The 16760-nt window shown below is 67.4% G+C and carries 15 protein-coding genes; 6 read left to right on the forward strand and 9 right to left on the reverse strand.

Annotated features, from left to right (window positions below):
- Positions 1–18: 18 nt before the first annotated feature.
- The 4 genes from CPH63_RS02590 to CPH63_RS02605 all read right to left on the reverse strand — a co-directional run bounded on the left by CPH63_RS02590 (position 19) and on the right by CPH63_RS02605 (position 5530).
- Complete coding sequence (locus CPH63_RS02590; RefSeq protein ID WP_096301437.1) at positions 19–1701, reverse strand: GAF domain-containing protein; 1683 nt, start codon at positions 1699–1701, stop codon at positions 19–21.
- On the reverse strand, positions 1698–3560 hold the full coding sequence (locus CPH63_RS02595; RefSeq protein WP_096301438.1) for a GAF domain-containing sensor histidine kinase: 1863 nt from the start codon (positions 3558–3560) through the stop codon (positions 1698–1700). Before CPH63_RS02595 ends, CPH63_RS02590 begins: the two co-directional genes overlap by 4 nt.
- Positions 3561–4043: 483 nt before the next feature.
- Positions 4044–4655, reverse strand: a complete 612-nt coding sequence (locus CPH63_RS02600; RefSeq protein WP_096301439.1) for an adenylate kinase — start codon at positions 4653–4655, stop codon at positions 4044–4046.
- 86 nt (positions 4656–4741) lie between these two features.
- A complete protein-coding gene (locus tag CPH63_RS02605; protein WP_197704536.1) occupies positions 4742–5530 on the reverse strand; it encodes a thioesterase family protein in 789 nt (262 codons plus the stop codon).
- An 83-nt stretch (positions 5531–5613) separates the two neighbouring features.
- Here CPH63_RS02605 and CPH63_RS02610 point away from each other — a divergent pair, with 83 nt between their 5' ends.
- Together CPH63_RS02610 and CPH63_RS02615 are read left to right on the forward strand one after the other, a co-directional pair.
- Positions 5614–5916: a hypothetical protein gene (locus tag CPH63_RS02610; protein WP_157749229.1), complete on the forward strand. Its 303-nt coding sequence runs from the start codon at positions 5614–5616 to the stop codon at positions 5914–5916.
- A gap of 93 nt (positions 5917–6009) precedes the next feature.
- On the forward strand, positions 6010–7623 hold the full coding sequence (locus tag CPH63_RS02615; RefSeq protein ID WP_241895788.1) for a S1C family serine protease: 1614 nt from the start codon (positions 6010–6012) through the stop codon (positions 7621–7623).
- A gap of 950 nt (positions 7624–8573) precedes the next feature.
- On the opposite strand, the gene CPH63_RS02620 is transcribed toward CPH63_RS02615, so the two are convergent.
- A complete protein-coding gene (locus CPH63_RS02620; protein ID WP_157749230.1) occupies positions 8574–8921 on the reverse strand; it encodes a DUF6191 domain-containing protein in 348 nt (115 codons plus the stop codon).
- A 511-nt stretch (positions 8922–9432) separates the two neighbouring features.
- Between CPH63_RS02620 and CPH63_RS02625 the strand changes: the two genes are divergently transcribed.
- Genes CPH63_RS02625 through CPH63_RS02635 form a run of 3 tightly spaced genes read left to right on the forward strand, consistent with a single transcriptional unit; the run spans position 9433 to position 12148 of the window.
- Entirely contained in the window at positions 9433–10080 is a 648-nt protein-coding gene (locus CPH63_RS02625) for a TetR/AcrR family transcriptional regulator (protein ID WP_096301442.1), read from the forward strand.
- Positions 10077–11015 carry a 2-hydroxyacid dehydrogenase gene (locus tag CPH63_RS02630; protein ID WP_096301443.1) on the forward strand — a complete coding sequence of 313 codons (939 nt, stop codon included), beginning with the start codon at positions 10077–10079 and terminating at the stop codon, positions 11013–11015. Before CPH63_RS02625 ends, CPH63_RS02630 begins: the two co-directional genes overlap by 4 nt.
- Complete coding sequence (locus CPH63_RS02635) at positions 11012–12148, forward strand: class I SAM-dependent methyltransferase (protein WP_096301444.1); 1137 nt, start codon at positions 11012–11014, stop codon at positions 12146–12148. The genes CPH63_RS02630 and CPH63_RS02635 overlap by 4 nt, the downstream gene beginning before the upstream one ends.
- 10 nt (positions 12149–12158) lie before the next feature.
- On the opposite strand, the gene CPH63_RS02640 is transcribed toward CPH63_RS02635, so the two are convergent.
- A complete protein-coding gene (locus tag CPH63_RS02640) occupies positions 12159–12704 on the reverse strand; it encodes a hypothetical protein (protein WP_096301445.1) in 546 nt (181 codons plus the stop codon).
- Positions 12705–12813: 109 nt separating this feature from the next.
- Between CPH63_RS02640 and CPH63_RS23600 the strand changes: the two genes are divergently transcribed.
- The gene (locus CPH63_RS23600; protein WP_371363913.1) at positions 12814–12948 is read left to right on the forward strand and encodes a sigma factor; all 135 of its coding nucleotides are present in this window, start codon (positions 12814–12816) and stop codon (positions 12946–12948) included.
- 140 nt (positions 12949–13088) lie between these two features.
- On the opposite strand, the gene CPH63_RS02650 is transcribed toward CPH63_RS23600, so the two are convergent.
- The 3 genes from CPH63_RS02650 to CPH63_RS02660 form a co-directional block, all read right to left on the reverse strand.
- A complete protein-coding gene (locus CPH63_RS02650; RefSeq protein ID WP_096301447.1) occupies positions 13089–13472 on the reverse strand; it encodes a DUF779 domain-containing protein in 384 nt (127 codons plus the stop codon).
- A gap of 38 nt (positions 13473–13510) precedes the next feature.
- Entirely contained in the window at positions 13511–15034 is a 1524-nt protein-coding gene (gene adh / locus CPH63_RS02655) for an aldehyde dehydrogenase (RefSeq protein WP_096301448.1), read from the reverse strand.
- Positions 15035–15268: 234 nt separating this feature from the next.
- Positions 15269–16633 (reverse strand): helix-turn-helix domain-containing protein, encoded by a 1365-nt coding sequence (locus CPH63_RS02660; RefSeq protein ID WP_096301449.1) that lies wholly within the window; start codon positions 16631–16633, stop codon positions 15269–15271.
- Positions 16634–16760: the final 127 nt, after the last annotated feature.

Genomic DNA, 16760 nt, shown 5'->3' on the forward strand with positions numbered 1-16760 from the left:
TCCTGAAGTCCATCGATATCATCGCGGGTCGATCGGGACGGTCCAGGTCAGGATCCGTCCCTCAGAGGGCAGATCGGCACCGACGGCGAAGTCGAATGCACCGCTGCGGGAGAGGGCCAGGGCACGCACCTTGGTCAGGCCGGCCCGAATCGGCGAGCGGGCCTCGATGTCGCCGTTGTCGTGCACGGTGACGGTGACCAGGCCCGGCGTGAGAGTAACCGCCACATTCACCTCGGTGACTCCTCCCCGGCGCACCACATCGGCGAATGCCTCGTGGAGCACCGTGGCGATGTCCTCGAGCAGCTGGTCACCCAACTGCTTGCCCATCGTTCCATTGATACGCAGCGACGGCGTGAAGCCGAGCAGATCCGTTGCGCCATCGACGATCTGCTTCAGCCGGCTGCTGAGCGCGTCCTCGCCGACGGCCAACGAGCCCCGCAGCCGCAGGATGCTCGAGCGCAGCTCGCGGATGATGGCGTCGATCTCGCCGACCTCGCCGATCAGCCGCTCCCCCACCTCGCCAGCGCCGAGGGAGCGCGCGATGCTCTCCAGGCTCAGCCCCGTCGCGAAGAGGCGCTGGATGACGTGGTCGTGCAGGTCCCGGGCAATGCGGTCGCGGTCCTCCAGCAGCATCATGCGCTGCTGGTGCAGACGGGCTTCGGCCAGATCCAGGGCCAGCGCGGCCTGGCTGGCGAAGGCGGCGGCGAGCTCGAGATCGACCGGGGTGAAGGGCGGTCGGTCCCGGGCGCGCACCAGCGAGAGAATTCCCCGCACCTGACCAGACCCCGACAACGGCAGCACCAGCGTCGGCCCGACCGGCAGCAACTGATCATCGCGGACCGGCACGCGCAGGTGATCGACCACCGCGAAGTCGTCGAGCAGAATGGGTTCTCCGCTCTTCACAACGCGCCCGCTCAGTGACCCGTCGATGGGGAAGACCCAGCCGACCAGGCCCTCCGCCGCGCGCCCGGCGCTGACCCGCACCTCCAGGCTGTTGCCGTCGGCCCGACCCACCGCGAGCATGCCAGCGTCGGCGTCGGCGATGTCGCGGGCCCGGCTGGTGATGAGCGCGAGATGTTCGTCGGTCGAGCCGGAGAGCAGCTGGCGGAAGATTTCGGTGGAGGCCTGCAGCCAGTGCTGACGGTGACGAGATTCGTCAAAGAGCTCGGCGTTGTCGATGGCCACCGCGGCGGTACGGGCCAGCGCCTCGATCAGCTCGTTCTCGCGCTCGCCGAGTAGTCGCGGAGCCGGAAGCGACAGGTAGATCGTCCCGAAGAGGCGCTCGCCGCTCATCACCGGCGTGCTGCTGTACCCGCCCGGAGCCGTCGTGGAAGTGGCCAACGCTTTCACGGAGGCGAGCTCGGCACTGTCGACATTGAAGCCGACCGCTTCCGCGACGTCACCGAAGGGACTGCGGCGGACCAGCACGCAGCCGTCGGCGCCGGAGACCTCGCAGGCCGCCTCCGCGATGCGGCGCAGCACGATCGGCATGAGCAGGTCGCCGATGATGAGCTGGTTGGAGCGCAGCAGTTCGGCCAGGCGCTGGTTCGCGGCCAGGCCCGCGGCCACCCCGACCTGCAACTGACTCAGCAGCCGGTCGCTCTCTCGAGCCACCGGATCGTCCGGCCACACCCCGATCGGCGGGTCAGCCGACCGGGGCATCGCGGCGATGCCGGCGGGGTCGGATACATCGGGCTTCATCGCGGTTGGCCGTTCAGCGGGACCCGCCACCGCAGTGTGGTCCCCCGCAGCAGAGCGCCGGGGCCACCGTCACCGAATGCTGCGGCGAAACCGGAGGTCGAGCTAATCGCCCTCGACTGCGTCGTCGGCGCGACCGCAGGGGTCGGCGCGACCGCAGACGTCCCGGTCACCGGGGACGTCCCGGCGCCACCCGAGGTGGCATGGAACTCACCACCCCATCGCTGGGCGCGCTGACCAAGATTCTCCAAGCCGCTGCTGCGGGCCCGCCCGCTCAGGCCGACCCCGTCGTCGCGCACCGTCAGCGAAACGAGCTCGGCCCCCACCTCGACTTCGATGTCGACCCGGGTCGCCCGGGCGTGCCGCACCACGTTGGCCAGCGCCTCGCGCAGCACGGCGGCCAGATCGTCGGCGATCTGCGGCGGTATGGCGTCAGAGGTGCTGTGAAAGCGCAGCGTGGGCGCGAATCCCAACGCCTCCTCGGCTTCGCCGGCGATGGCCAGCAGGCTGGGAATCACGATCCCCTCGGCCGATCCCGATGCCTCCTCACCGGCGGCGCGCAGCTGGAAGATGCTCGAACGGATCTCCCGGATGGTGTCATCGATGTCGCCGACGCGGGCCAGCAGCCGGCTCGCCGCATCGCCGGCACCGACGTCGGCGGCGATCCGTTCCAGCACCAGGCCGGTGGCGAAGAGGCGGGCGATCACGTGGTCGTGCAGGTCACGGGCGATGCGGTCCCGGTCCTCGAGCAGCAGGACCCGCTCGAGGTCTTTGCGGGCATCGCTGAGTTCCAGGGAGAGCGCCGCGTGGCTGGCGAAGCTGGTCGCCATCTGCAGGTCAGCGTCGGTGAAGGGGCTCCTCCCGGCCCGGCGGCAGATGGTCAGCACACCGCGTGCGCCACGGGCGTCGACCAGCGGCAGCATCATCATCTGGCCGTACTCGTCGAGCAGGGACTCCGCCCGGGCCCGATGCAGCAGTTGGGTCGGTTCGGCGATGCGGATCGGCCGGGAGTGCAGCATCACCAGGCCGTGCGTCGAACCGACGATCGGTACGCCAGGGTCGGTGAGTCGGTTCCCGGCCCGGTCCACCCCGACCGCGCCCTCGAGGCGCACGCCGTGCTCGTCCGGGAGCATCACCATCACGGCGTCGGCATCGGCCACCTCCAGGGTGCGCTGGACGATGAGCTCCAGAGGCTGGGTGGTGGTGTTGCGGAGCAGCTCGGAGGTGATCTCGGCCGAGGCCTGCAGCCACTGCTGGCGCGCCCGTGACTCCTCGAAGAGGCGGGCATTGTCGATCGCGACGCCGGCGGTCTCAGCAAGCGCAGTGAGCAGCTCCTCGTCCTGCCGGAAGAAACCACCGCCGTTGGGCGCCAGGACATAGACATTCGCAAAGTTCTCGCCGCGGACGCGGATTGAGACACCGAGTGCACCGACTCCCTCGGCTGGGGCGTCGGCACCGGCCACCGTCACCGGCAGGTGGCCGAAGTCGCAGAGCTGCATCCGCAGACTCTCCTCGCTCGGTGGGCAGAGCAGGCCGTCCGCGTGCACGCTGCGCACGAGCTCGCTCGCGTCGTCCTCGTCGGAGATTCCGACCAACACGAACTCACGGATCCGTTCTCCCGGGCCAAGCAGCGCCAGGACACCGACGTCGGAGCGGCTCAGCCGGCAGGCCACCTCGACCACTCGGCGCAGCACCACCGGTAGCCGCAGATCTCCGATGACGTGCTGAGTCACCCTGAGCAGATCCTGCAGTCGTTCCCCGGCCGAGTGGACGTCGTCGGCCAGTTCCCGAAGTGAGGTGAGCTGCCGATCCAGCTCTCGCCAGGCCAGGGGCAACTCCGTGGCGACAGTGACGGAAACCATAGTGTGCCCATCATGAGTCAGATCTGGCCGGGTAGCCAGCCCTGTAGCGCACGCTCGGTTACAGATAACTAGCCGGTATGCCCGGTATGTCGATAAGTGGGGGGTATGCGGGTCGTTTGCGGGGTATTCGAAGGCTCAGAAGGGAAGTAGATACATCCAGATCGGAACGTGGTTTAGCCGGTGCGCCACGCTCGGCGCACCGGCTCCAGACAAGCAACCGCTCATCCTTCAACCTCGACCATGCGCCAGCCCCCAGCCACCGACATGATCCCAGGTCGGCTGCACAATCTTGCTCAACGCAGTCCCCCGACCGCGACGGTCCAGTGACCGCACTTGAGCGCCATCGGCGCCAACCGTAGGCCCAATTCTGCACTACCGGAGGCGCCAAAAGGCAGGGACTAAGGTCCCAGATATTGCCGTCTAAACCGGCAAAACGCCCTACCGCCTGGTACTAACGGTTTCCGGAATTCGAAAATCGGGACATTATGGGATTTTGTTCGCCGCGGCCCGGCGTGCGGCCGCGGCCTCCAGCACCCCGCTGATCGCCGCCGTGATCTCGTCGGTGATCACCTCCGGGCTGGCCTGAGCATCGAATCGGACGAGCAGGCCACGCTGCTCGTAGTACTCGATGAGCGGGCGGGTCTGCAGCTCGAAGACGCGCAGCCGGTTCTCGATCACCTCAAGCGTGTCGTCGGCCCGCCCCTGAATCTCCGCCCGCCGCAGCAGCCGCTGGATCAGCACGTCCGAGGGCGCATCGAGGTAGACGACCACATCGGCCGCGGCGTCGGACTCCTCGGCCAATCGCTTCGCCTCGATCGCCTGATCGACCGAGCGCGGGAATCCATCTAGCAGATACCCACCGCGGTGGGCCGCCGCGATCGTCACCGGGAGCATCAGATCCACCACCATCGCGTCGGGGACCAGCGCGCCCCGCTGCAGGTACTCCTTGGCTCGATTCCCCAGTTCGGTACCGGCCGCCACCTCGGCCCGCAGGATGTCACCGGCCGCCAGATGCTCGATCCCCAGACGCTTGGAGAGACGCTCGCCCTGCGTCCCTTTGCCCGATCCGGGCGGTCCGATGAGAAGAACGTTCATACCTCACCCTAGCCAAGGCAGCCAGGGCAGCTCCAGTACGCGCTGGAGATGCGCAATAGGCCGTCGGACGCCTGCGCGGCCGCCGATCAACCCAAGTCGAGCATCAGCTGGCGGGACTGGGCCACCAATGTGCCCTGACTGTCCCATATCTCGAAGTCCTCTTCGTGAAACCCTCCGGCCAGATAGCGAGTGCTGGCCCGTGCCGAGAGCCAGCCGGGGGCGGGCACGGCCCGGACATAGGTCGTCAGTTCTACGGTCGTCGACTGCCAGACACCGATCTCGAAGGCGGGCGGGGTCGCGGCGTCGACCAGCGTCGGCAACGCCAGCGTGTCGGCCGTACTGCCATCGGCGAAGCGCATCCAGAATTCGTGGCGCGCATCGTTGGTCGGAGTTCCGCCGACCCAGCCCGGCAGCGCCGGGTACCGGCATTCGAGCCGGTGGGCGATCGTCAGCGCCGGAATCTTGTCCGTGTGCAGGCGCTCGCACTCCAGCGGGGGCGGTAGCTGCGGGGCGTCCAGCTGCTGCACGGAGCGCGCGTCCGCGCTGGCCCTCAGGTCGGCGAAGGTGGCGACGACGCGGAGCACCTCCTTGCCCTCGGTGATCACCCGGGCCTCGCCGACGGCCAGGCGGCGTCCACTGCGGATCACCTCGACGTGCACCTCGGCCGGGCCGGGTCGGGCCTGGCGCAGGTAACTGGCACTGGTCGCCACCGGGTCGGTGAACGGTAGTGCGGCGGCGAGGGCCCGGTTCGCGACCCCGAGTAGATAGCCGCCGTTGACGTTGCCCATCGGCAGGCACCACCGATCGGTGATCGTCGCGCCGTAGCGACCCGGCTCGAGGAGATGGACCGCGGTATCGGTCGCGAATTCGTTCACGAGCGAGACCTTACTTCGCGCTACCGGTGCGATGTACGCGACTTGTCAGCCGCGCGTACCGGCCGGTGGGGGAGAATGTCGCCATGGACATGACTGGGTGGATCACGGGCCAGGTATTTCTGCAGACCGTCGATGAGATCGAGGTACAGCAGGCCAGCGCGTGGCTCACTGCGCGCGGGATCGCGTTTCAGGTCTTGACCCTCAGCGAACGCATGGTGCTCGATCCCCAGAAACCGGAGGACGGCGTCACCAGCGACCGGTTCAGCATCGCCATCCAGTTGGCCGGCTTCCCCCAGGTGCTGTCGCCGGTACTGAACGATCTGGTGAGCCGGGCCCACGGCGGCGGCTGGTCGCTCGAGGACGAGCAGGCGCTCAGCGACGAGTAGACCTCCGCGGTAGCGCGCCGGTCGCGGAGTGTCGTATAGACCGCATAGGTTCAGCACAGACGACGCACAGACTTCAGGTCGATCCTGGTTGCCATGAGCGATGACATGAGTGCCGGCACGCCCAGCGACAACGAGACGCAAGAGATCGACCAGACGCAAGCGATCAACCAGGCTCAAGGGGTCGACGAGTCGCACGGCAGCGAACCTCGCGCGACGGAGGAGCCGCACCTCATCACCGATGCGCCGCCCATTGAGACCGCAGCCAGCGAACACGGCACACCGGTGCAGGACACCGCCGTGCAGTACCCGGTCTACGGTGCGGATGTGCCCGCCGCCGGGTACGGCGACTCCTACACTCCCCCGGCTCAGTACTCGCCCCCACCGTCCTACTCGCCCTCACCCGCCTACTCGGGGCCAGCGGCCTACTCGGCACCGCCGATGCCCCAGCAGCAGCCCTACGCCGACGCCCCCTACGGTGCTTACGCGCCGTACGCCGGACCTGAATCCACATACGCCCAACCCAGTGACTACCGTGGCGCGTCGGAGTACCCAGCTCCGCTCACCGAGGAGCCGAAGGCCAAGCCGGCCCGAACCGGCCGCGTGGTACTCATCGCGGCCGTGACCGCGGCGATCGTCGGCGGCGGCGTCGGGGCGGCAACGGTTGCCGTCCTCGACGACAACTCCAGCAACAGCGCCTCCGCCGGGCTGAGCGTCAGCACGGCAACCGGTCAGAACACAGCGAAGATCGACGGCTCCGTGACCGCGGCGGCCGCGAAGATCCAGCCCAGCGTCGTCACCATCAACGTCACCGGCAGCCAGGAGTCAGGCACCGGTTCCGGCGTGATCCTGCGCAGCGACGGCTACATCCTCACCAATGACCACGTCGTCTCGGTCGCCGACAACGGCGGCTCCATCTCCGTCGTCACCACCGACGGGCAGACGGGTTCGGCCACCGTCGTCGGTGTCGACGCCGCCGACGACCTGGCCGTCGTGAAGGTCACCGGTCTGAAGAACCTCACGGCCGCCACCTTCGCCAAGTCATCGGCCGTGAAGGTCGGGCAGAGCGTGGTCGCCGTCGGCGCACCGCTCGGTCTCTCCGACACCGTGACCTCCGGCATCGTCAGCAATACCGCACGACCGGTTCGCTCCGGCGACAACGACCAGGCTGTCTTCGAGGCGATCCAGACCGACGCGGCCATCAACCCGGGCAACTCCGGCGGCCCGCTCGTCGACCTCAACGGAAACGTGATCGGCATCAACGCCGCGATCGCCACCGCCAACTCGGGTGGACTCTCCATCCCCGGCCAGAGCACCGAGTCCGGAAGCATCGGTATCGGCTTCGCCATCCCCGCCGACGAGGCCAGCCGCATCGCCAGTGAGCTCATCACATCGGGGAAGGCCACCCACGCAGTCATCGGAGTCACGGTGCAGGGGGCGGCCAGCGGATCGTCGGCTCAGGGCTCAAGCACCCCGACGGTCATCGGGGCCACGATCCAGGACGTCACGGCCAAGGGGCCGGCCGCCGCGGCCGGGCTCAAATCCGGCGACGTGGTGACCGGTGTCGACTCGCAACGCATCGACGATGCCGACAGTCTGATCGCCGCGATCCGCTCGCACGCGCCCGGTGACACCGTCGAGCTCACCTACACCCGCGGCGGCGGGGCGGCCCAGACGGCCAAGGTCACCCTCGGAACCGCAACGACCTGACGCTCACCGAGCCTGCCGGGCCAGTGGCAGCGCGCATACAGGCGGAAGCCGGAATGCGCATTGCGTCGGTGGGGCGCAATGAGTAAGGGCGCTGCATTCACCAGGTCCGCACTCAATAGACAATCTGGTAAGGCCCTTGATCGTCGTTCTGACCGCTTTCGGCAGAGCAGGTAGAGCGATATCAACCTGTGCGCTGCGAAATCCGCGGCCACCGGCCGGCCAGCGCATTTCCGGCGGCCCCCAACACGCAGTCCAGAGGGCGATTCGGACGGTCGAAACCGGGGGCTGAGCAGCACTCAGGAGCGGCCCAGCCGGAGGCTCGGACCCCGAAACCCGACAAAGCCGAACACCAGACTCACACCGAGGCCGCCACAGTCGGGTACCTCACCCGGCCCGAAACGCTGTTTTGGGTACGGAGAGTGACAATCCAACTCTGTTTGCTAACCCATCGGAGTTACCCGTGAGTAAATACCGAACAGATTGAAAAAGAGTGCCATTCTGCCTTGACGAAGGACTTTGGTCCCTCCATGATTTGAGTTGTAAGAGAGAAAGCCCCCGGAAAAGCCGGACTACGTAGCCGCTGGAACCCCAGCCTTGCGGCTAAATAAGCCGAAACTGCCAGAGGTTTAATGAGCCGCTGCGGACCCCCGACCGCAGAGACTCAATTCTCACTTGCAGTAGGCCTCACTCGGAACCCCCGTCCGCGTGAGGCCTACATTTATTTATAGGCCTTTTTCGTAAACGATGAGCCGAGACGATGTTGATTCGGACATGCGACCCGAACATCGCCCGCTACGGATTTCGTTGCGGAGCTCCGCGTGAACGGCGAATGCCGCCAGCATCAGGGGCGCGTCGAGGGGCGAAACGCCCTTGAAGCCCTGGGATGATGAGAAACGTCGACCCCGGGCTAGCGGCCACCGCTACGGGCCGGCTACGGGCTGGTCGGCTGACTACTCTGCGGCGGAGGTGCGCTCGGCCTCGTCGGCCGGCGCGTTCACCTGACGGTCGTCGGTGGGCTGGTCGGTCGCGCTCGGCGCCGCCTCGACCTCTGCGTCGTCAACTGCGTTCTCGACCGCATTCTCGGCCGCATTCTCGGCCGCATTCTCGGCCGCGTTGTCGGCTGCGTTCTCGGATGCGGTGGCCTTCGACTTGATCCGCACCTTGCCCGACTCAAGATCGATCCGCTTTCCGCCAGATGCGTCGCCGATGATCGGACGGGTCGCCTGTAGACGCTTCTTCTCCTCGTCCATGTGCCTTTTGGACGGGTTGAAGAGCACATCCAAGCCCCACTGAGTCATGCCATCAAGGCTACGTCCTACCGCTAGATTTGCCCATCTGTTCCTCAGGAATCAGCCTCGGGCGTAATGAGACGGTCATCTGCCGCTACGGCTAAACCCCCGATCGGCGCGGCCCGCTCGGGCCCGCGGATGCTCTGCACACACGAGAGCGCCGAGGGAAGCGGCGCACCGACGGTTTCGCTCCAGTCGGTGCGACGCTCACAGGAACCCTCGGCGCTCCGTGCCGGCCGTCCAGTCAAAGCAGTGCCTGGCCGCCCACTTGCGAACTGCGCTTTTTGCCAACGCACGAGGTGCCGCCGTTGGCTGTTACGGGGCTTGCAACCCCATGATGTACGCCGATTTGGTCACCCGTCAAGGATTCCGAGGCGTCAGTCGGCAATTAGTTCAGCCAACGTACTAGCACCCGGCGAAGAGAGCGCCGCTCCACCCCGGAGAGGTTCGTTCATCGGGGTTACACTTCCCATCAAGAGACTCGCAATACCGCGGGTATGCGCGGCACGAAAGAATGCCAATGACCAATCTTGCGCCCAATCCATCGGCAGCTGGCCCAGATCGGATATCGCGTCGACAGGTCGACAAGTTCGCGGAGCGGCGGGCCCAACTGGCCGGCTCAGCGCTGCTGACCCTCTCCGAACTCGGGTACACCCGAACCAGCCTGCGCGAGATCGCGCAGAACTCCGAGTTCTCGCATGGGGTCCTGCACTACTACTTCAAGGACAAGCTCGATCTCATCACCGAGGGCGTCCGGCAGTACAAAGCAGTCTGCGTGCTGCGCTACGACGACGTCGTCGAGCAGTCCCGAACGGCTGACGAGCTACTGGCCGGCTTCGGGGCGACGATGGCCGAGACGCTGCGCTGTGACGCGCCGACCCACCGCCTCTGGTATGACCTGCGGACGCAGAGCTTCTTCGAGCCCGGCCTGCGCGAGGACATCGTCGCCATCGACGCCGGCCTGGAGCGGATGATCTGGCGGGTCGTCGCGCGCTTCGGACAGCTCGCGGGCACGCCGATCACGGTCTCCTCGGCCGTCGCGTACGGCCTCTTCGACGGCATCTTCCAGCAGGCTCTGCTGAAGTACTCCTTCGGCGAGGAGGACGCACCTGAACAGCTGCAGCAGACGGTCCAGGAACTGTTGAAGGGTCTGCTGACTCGTCCGTGACGGTGATCAGTCTGCCCGACGAGGATGCTCGCGGGCACCTCGGCCCGCTGCCGAGCGGCATCCAATCCGTGGTGTGGAGCGGCGTGGGTGACCCACCACCCGGTGCTGCGGAGGCCGCGTTCGTGGTCGCCCCCTACCCGGGCGCCGGCCTGGACACTGCGCGTTTCATCACCGCCGTCCCGAATGTCCGGGTGCTGCAGATCTTCTCGGCCGGCTTCGACAACTGGCGGGGGCAACTGCCGGCCTCGGCGACGCTCTGCAACGGGCGGGGCATCCACACCAGTTCGACCGCCGAACTGGCCGTCGCCCTGACCCTGGCCGCGGTTCGCGAGCTTCCGCACTATGTGCGAGCGCAGACCCAGGGGGTCTGGGACCCGTTGGATTCGCAGGAACTGGCCGGCAAGCGAGCGCTCATAGTCGGCTACGGCGAGATCGGCCACGCGGTGGAGCAGCGGCTGGCCGCGTTCGAGGTCGAGGTGACCCGGGTCAGCCGGCGCGCCGCCGCTGGGGTGCACCCGATCGAGGAGCTCCCCGCCCTGCTCCCCCGAGCTGAGGTCGTGATCGTGACCGTGCCCCTGACCGATGCCACTTCCGGGCTGATCGACAAGCGATTCCTCGAATCGATGCGCGACGGTGCGCTGCTGGTGAACGTCGCCCGTGGCCCGGTGGTCGACACCGACGCTCTGGTCGCCGAACTGAGCAGCGGGCGCATCAGCGCGGCGCTGGACGTCGTCGACCCCGAGCCCCTACCGCCTGAGCACCCACTGTGGGGCATGCCGAATGTGCTCATCACGCCGCACGTCGGCGGCGGCACCGCCCATTGGAGCGAGCGGGCCTACCGCCTCGCCCGCGAGCAACTGCGCCGCTTTCTGGCGGACGAGCCGCTGCTGAACGTGGTCGACGCCTCCGGCGTAGCCGGCGGGGCGATCCGATGACCACCTTCTCCCTCGACGCGCTGCGACGGGCGCCGGACATCGAGGCGCCAAACCTCTTTGCGGTCGACGCCACCGACCGGTTGCTCCTGGATACCGCGGCCACCGCGATCACCGCCCTCGCCCCTGGCCAGCTGGCCATTGTGGAGGATCGCTACGGCGCGCTGACGCTGGGCGCGGCTGCGCTGAGCGGAGCGTCCGGGATCCGCGTCCACCAGGATCCGTTGATCGCCGAACAGGCACTGGCCCGTAATGCGTCGGCGTCCGGTCTCTCGAACCGCTACCGAAACCTGCCACTGGGCGAGGAGTTGCTCAGCGACGCAAAGGTCGTCCTGCTGCAGGCTCCGAAGAGTCTTGCCGCGCTCCGCGAGATCGTCGAGCTCACCGCCCGCTACGCCGATCCATCGGTGACCCTGTACGTCGGGGGGCGGGTGAAGCACTTGACCCTGACGATGAATCAGGTGCTGGCAGAGCATTTCCGCCAGGTTCAGGCCAGCCTGGCCCGGCAGAAGTCCCGATTGCTCATCGCCTCGCATCCGATCGCCAGTGGCCGGCTCGAGGCTCCCTTCAGCTATCCGGAGCGAGTATTTCAACCCGAGATCGACCTCTGGGTCTGTGCCTCCGGGGCCGCCTTCGCGGGCACCAAGCTCGACCAGGGCACCCGTTTCCTGCTGCAATTCATTGACCATATGCTCCCCACGGCCGGCACCGCGGTCGACCTCGGCTGCGGCACCGGCATTCTCGCCGCGATGCTGGCGGTCGCCCGTCCTGATCTGGCCGTGATCGCGACTGACCAGTCCGCGGCCGCTGTCAGCTCGGCCGAGGCGACGGTCGAGGCGAACGGGCTGAGCGACCGGATCAGGGTGACCCGCGACGACGCGATGTCGGAGCTGGCCGATGGCGGCACCGACCTCATCGTCTGCAATCCGCCCTTCCACATCGGCACATCCGTGCAACCACGGGTGGCTGAGCACCTCTTCGCCGGGGCCGGTCGGGTGCTGCGTTCGGGCGGCGAACTCTGGACGGTCTACAACTCGCACCTGGACTACCGCCCGCTGCTACGGCGGCACGTCGGGCCCACTCGGCTAGTCGAGCGGAACCCGAAGTTCAGCGTGACCTGCTCGCTCCGCGACTGACCGGCGGCGGTCAGGAACTCTGCGCCGCCGTCGGCACCGGCGTGCTGAAGCCCTTGCTGCAGTTGACGGCGAAGGTGCCGGAGGAGACCTTGCTGCCGGTCGTCTCAACCCGCTTGCCGGCGGAGTCGATCGTGGTGTGCACAAACGTCCCAGTCCCGGTGTACTCGTTGCCGCTGGCGTTGACCGAGATCCTGCCGACGGCCTTCCCGGCCTCGTCGCGCATGTCATTGATCGCCTGGCTGATCACCCGGGATCCGTCGCTCATCGTCTGGACGAGTACGGCCGACTGAGGCGAGCCGACCATCGTGACGGTCAGCGCGTACGGACCGGCGGAACCTGAGGCGTGCACCGACGATTCGCGCTGCTCGCACTGCACCTCAAAGGTGCGCTCGCTCCCGTCGAGGGTGATGGTGGCCGTACCGGCGCCGGGCTGAGTCGCCGATGCCTGCGCCGCACTGCTCTTCTTCTCCGAGGTGCAGCCAGTCAGCAGGCAACCGAGGAGAATCGCGACCGACGCGAGCAGCGCGGCATGCCTGATCGAGCCGCGCGCCGTCAACTGATTCCCCCTCCGACCATCGTTGCGACGAGCATATGGCGGGAAGATCACAAATCAAGCAGCAGACGGCGTAGCCAACCGAATTGCGTCCGGCGGTCTATACAAGGGTGTGCACTCATTCGCGGTGAGGCTCACCTCCGGCGGCGAGGCCGAGGACATCGTGCAGGAGACGCTGCTCGCCGCGTGGCGCCTGCGCGAGCGTGTTTCGAACCGGAGAAAGGGTCCCCGCGCACTTGGCTGCTGACCCTGACCGCTGACCAGGTGCGCCGGCATCGGCGGTACCTGCGACGCCGCTGCTGAACGTCTTCGACCGAGGGGTCGTGTCCTGGTCGATCAGTGACGACCGTCCGGTGACTCTCGGGACGAGGTTGCGCGCCTGCCCGGTCAAGCCAGGCCGAAGGCGACCGTCTCGTCGTCGGTGAGTAGCCGGGACCGGATCAGGAAACGCACTCCCTCCGGCGCCTCGACCGAGAAACCACTGCCACGGCCCTTCACGACGTCGACGGTGAGGTGCGTGTGCTTCCAGTACTCGAACTGATTCACCGACATCCAGAACGGGATCGGCGCGGGGAGCCCGGCGATCTCCAGGTCGGCCAGATGGACGTCGGCCTCGCTGGTGATGAAGTCCCCGTTCGGGTAGCACATCGGTGAGGAGCCGTCGCAGCAGCCGCCGGATTGGTGGAACATCAGCGGGCCATGACGGACGGTGAGGCGGCGCAGCCACTGCGCCGCCTCCTCCGTCACCGCCACCCGACTGAGATCACTCATGATTGAAATCTGTCGAGAGCAACGAGAATCATCGGTGTTTAAAAGAACCCGAGGGCGTTCGGCGAGTACGAGACGAGCAGGTTCTTCGTCTGCTGGTAATGATCGAGCATCATCTTGTGGTTCTCCCGACCGATGCCCGACGCCTTGTACCCACCGAACGCGGCGCCGGCCGGATACACGTGGTAGCAGTTGGTCCAGACCCGACCGGCCTGAATTCCGCGCCCCATCCGGAAGGCCCGAGCACCGTCTCGACTCCAGACTCCGGCACCGAGGCCGTAGAGGGTGTCGTTGGCCGTCTTCATCGCGTCGGCCTCGTCGTCGAAGCGCGTCACCGAGACGACCGGCCCGAAGATCTCCTCCTGGAAGATCCGCATCGAGTTGTTCCCCTCGAAGATCGTCGGCTGCACGTAGTACCCCTCGGCCAGCTCGCCTGACATCTCAGCGCGCGCGCCGCCGGTGAGCACTTTCGCCCCCTCCTGCTTGCCGATGTCGAGGTAGGAGAGGATCTTCTCCAGCTGGTCGTTGGAGGCCTGGGCGCCGAGCATTGTGTCGGTATCCAGCGGGTTTCCCTGGATGATCTTCTTGGTGCGGGCCACGGCGTCGCCCATGAACTGGTCGTAGATCGAGGACTGGACGAGGGCCCGGGACGGGCAGGTGCAGACCTCGCCCTGGTTCAGCGCGAAGAGTGTGAAGCCCTCCAACGCCTTGTCGTAGAAGGCATCCTGCTCGTTGGCGACGTCGGCGAAGAAGACGTTCGGGCTCTTGCCGCCGAGTTCAAGGGTGACCGGGATGATGTTCTGGCTGGCGTACTGCATGATGAGCCGGCCGGTGGTGGTCTCTCCGGTGAAGGCGATCTTGGCGATCCGCGGCGATGATGCGAGCGGCTTGCCCGCCTCGACCCCGAATCCGTTGACGATGTTCAGGACGCCGGCCGGAAGCAGGTCGGCGATCAATTCCATCACCTTGAGGATCGACCACGGCGTCTGCTCGGCCGGCTTGAGGACGACACAGTTGCCGGCCGCGAGGGCCGGGGCGAGCTTCCAGGTGGCCATCAGGATCGGGAAGTTCCACGGAATGATCTGCCCGACCACGCCGAGCGGCTCGTGGAAGTGGTAGGCCACCGTCTCCTCGTCGAGCTGCGAGAGGCTCCCCTCCTGGGCCCGGATGCAGCCGGCGAAGTAGCGGAAGTGATCGACGGCGAGCGGGAGGTCGGCAGCCAGCGACTCACGGACCGGCTTGCCGTTGTCCCAGGTCTCGGCGACCGCGAGCATCTCCAGGTTGGCCTCGATCCGGTCGGCGATTTGATTGAGGATGTGGGCCCGCTCGGCCGGCGTGGTTCGTCCCCAGGCTCCGGCGGCTCCGTGGGCGGCGTCGAGCGCCAGGTCGATATCCCCCGCCGTGCCGCGGGCGATCTCGGTGAAGGGCTTGCCGGTGACCGGCGAGATGTTTTCGAAGTACTCCCCGTTGACCGGCGGGACCCAGTCTCCGCCGATGTAGTTGCCGTAGCGACTCTCGACGGTGACGACACTGTCAGGCTGGCCGGGTGCTGCGTAAATTGCCATTGCTGGATTCACTGACCTCTCGTTGACGGCCGCGCTCAGGCGGGCGTGGAGTCGATGCCGCCGGGAGCAAAGTGGCTCCGGGTGGCTATGACCGAAAGGTAGAACCGGTGACGCTGCAACTACGCTGCAACGATGTGACCCGGGTAACTGGCACTCTGCCGGGCTCTCCGGTTCGTCCCGGGAAACGTCGCTCAGGCCGGCTCGATCGACGTTCAGCGGGACAAGGATGGACGCCTAGACCGGGGCGGCCAGCTCGCACTCCAGGCGCTCGGCCTCGGCCAACGCGATCGGGCGCAGCGGCGAGTTGGGAGGCAGCGATTCGGCCTGCCGCTGCCACATCTGTAGATCGTCGGCCCCCCAGCGGCTGCGTGTCCAGGCCACCATCAACTCGGGCTGGCCGGCACTGAGTATCGACGCCCGTAGCTGCCGCTCCAGCGACTCGCGTAGCTCCACGATGCCCGGCGCGTCGGACTGCGGGAGCAGCGGACCGTCGTAGAGCGCCAGTGCTTCACGCACCCGGCCCGCGCTGAGGTGGGCCTTGACCGTTCGCCAGTCGGCACCCGCCTCGGCCAGCAGCCGGTACGGACGGGACTGGAGAACCTCGCGGCCGAGCAGTGCTCGCAGCCGGGTCATCTCGGCCCGCATCGTCGAGGAGTGAGTCTGGCTGGCGTAGACCTGCACCGCGAGCTGATCACCGGTCATCCCCTCGGGGTGCTCGGCCAGCAACACCAGGATCTCCGAGTGGCGCGGACTGAGTTGAGCACTCGCCCCGTCCACGCTGACATCGGCCTCCAGGCGCCCGAGAGCCCGAAGTTGGACTCTGCTGCGGTGGGCGTTCGACGCGGGGGCGGATGGCGTCGGGCTCGCCGGGCCTGCCGGGCTTGCCGGGCTTGTCGGGCTTGTCGGGCTCCAGCCGAAGGAGACGCTCTGCCGCGCCGCCTCAGCCTGGGTCCGGGAGGCCTCTACAGCCGCGATTCGGGCCAACTCCGCCTCGGCCATCCGGGCCGCAGCCCGCACCATGCCCAGCGTCTGGGGCGAGGCGATGGGCTCACCGCCGGTGACGTCGACGATTCCGAGGATCGCCCCGGTCTGCGGATCATGGATCGGCGCGGCGGCACAACTCCAGGGCTGTACCAGCCGGTTGAAATGCTCGCCGGCATGGATCTGAACCGCCGCGTCCAGGCGCAGCGCGGTGCCGGGGGCGTTGGTTCCGGCGTGCACCTCGTCCCAGATGGCCCCTTCGGCGAAGTGAATCCGCTCCGCTTCGCGCAGCATCGCCGGTCGGCCGCAGACCCAGAGCAGCTGCCCCTGCGCGTCGCCGACCGCCATCACCGCTTCGCAGTCCTCGGCGGCCCGTCCGAGCACGTCGTAGAGCAGCGGGAAGACCAGCGAGAGCTGGTGGGTGGAGCGGTAGGTCTCCAGATCGTCGCGTCCGAGGCCGACCGGAGCCAGGTTCGTCTCAGCATCGACGCCGGCCGCCGCCGACCGCAGCCACGACTGCGCGACGACTGATCGCATCCAGCGCGGAACGGCGCCGGTCTCCAGGAACGCCGAATGCGCTCGTCGCAGCCCATCCAGGGTGCGATCGGTGTGAGACACAACACTAGTGAAGCGCGCGGGGCGCCGGAATGCCACTGGCCGGGCGAATCCACATGGGCCAGCTAACGAAATCCAACGCGGATGCGACTTCCGCTTCGCCCAGTCGTCCTCTAAGTTAGGTGAGCCT

Origin of the sequence: Jatrophihabitans sp. GAS493, assembly GCF_900230215.1 — a bacterium.
GTDB lineage: Bacteria > Actinomycetota > Actinomycetes > Mycobacteriales > Jatrophihabitantaceae > MT45.

Excerpts from the sequence above, each read along its gene's own strand:
- CPH63_RS02625 (WP_096301442.1), top strand. The coding sequence starts at position 9,433 with ATGACCAATCTTGCGCCCAATCCATCGGCAGCTGGCCCAGATCGGATA.
- CPH63_RS02590 (WP_096301437.1), bottom strand. The coding sequence starts at position 1,701 with ATGAAGCCCGATGTATCCGACCCCGCCGGCATCGCCGCGATGCCCCGG.
- CPH63_RS02600 (WP_096301439.1), bottom strand. The coding sequence starts at position 4,655 with ATGAACGTTCTTCTCATCGGACCGCCCGGATCGGGCAAAGGGACGCAG.
- CPH63_RS02615 (WP_241895788.1), top strand. The coding sequence starts at position 6,010 with ATGAGCGATGACATGAGTGCCGGCACGCCCAGCGACAACGAGACGCAA.
- CPH63_RS02635 (WP_096301444.1), top strand. The coding sequence starts at position 11,012 with ATGACCACCTTCTCCCTCGACGCGCTGCGACGGGCGCCGGACATCGAG.
- CPH63_RS02650 (WP_096301447.1), bottom strand. The coding sequence starts at position 13,472 with ATGAGTGATCTCAGTCGGGTGGCGGTGACGGAGGAGGCGGCGCAGTGG.
- CPH63_RS02620 (WP_157749230.1), bottom strand. The coding sequence starts at position 8,921 with ATGACTCAGTGGGGCTTGGATGTGCTCTTCAACCCGTCCAAAAGGCAC.
- adh (WP_096301448.1), bottom strand. The coding sequence starts at position 15,034 with ATGGCAATTTACGCAGCACCCGGCCAGCCTGACAGTGTCGTCACCGTC.
- CPH63_RS02610 (WP_157749229.1), top strand. The coding sequence starts at position 5,614 with ATGGACATGACTGGGTGGATCACGGGCCAGGTATTTCTGCAGACCGTC.
- CPH63_RS02595 (WP_096301438.1), bottom strand. The coding sequence starts at position 3,560 with ATGGTTTCCGTCACTGTCGCCACGGAGTTGCCCCTGGCCTGGCGAGAG.